The following is a 758-nucleotide window of genomic DNA, read 5'->3' on the forward strand; positions in this document are numbered from 1 at the left end:
GCCTAGGTGAGACTTCACTAAACAAGACTTCATCGCCTTTTACGAATAACTCAACGCCAAAGATACCATTGCCACCCAGGTTTTCAGTCACTTTATGAGCGATATCCTGAGCCGCTGCCAAGGCCTTTTCGCTCATTGCTTGAGGCTGCCATGACTGTTGATAATCACCATTCTTTTGGACATGGCCAATCGGCGCACAGAAACTTGTCTGACCAGCGTGGCGAACAGTTAATAAGGTTATCTCATAATCAAAGTCGACAAAGCCTTCGATAATGATGGTGCCTGCCCCTGTACGGCCACCTTCTTGTGAATATGCCCAAGCGGCATCAATACCATCCTCAGTCTTCACAGTGCTCTGGCCTTTGCCAGAGGAGCTCATAATCGGTTTCACCACACACGGCAAACCAATCTCCTGAAGCGCTTGTCGATAAGCCTCATAATCGCTGGCAAACTGATAGGGAGAGGTTTTTATGCTCAAATCCTCTGCCGCCAAGCGCCGAATACCTTCGCGATTCATGGTGAGATTAACTGCACGTGCAGAGGGAATAACCTGGTAGCCTTCTTTCTCTAGCGCCACCAATTCAGCGGTCGCAATGGCTTCGATTTCTGGCACAATTAAGTGTGGTTGCTCTTTCTCGACCACCTCTCTAAGCGCTTTTGGGTCAAGCATATCGATCACGTAACTGCGATGTGCGACTTGCATCGCCGGTGCATTGGCATACCTGTCCACAGCAATCACTTCGACACCAAAGCGCTGT

Annotated in this window: 1 protein-coding gene; it reads right to left on the reverse strand. The window is 49.3% G+C overall.

Annotated elements, in window-relative coordinates:
* A partial coding sequence (gene purT / locus A3756_RS21905) for a formate-dependent phosphoribosylglycinamide formyltransferase (RefSeq protein WP_068554639.1) occupies positions 1-758 on the reverse strand: 758 nt, incomplete at both ends.

Source organism: Oleiphilus sp. HI0086 (assembly GCF_001635225.1).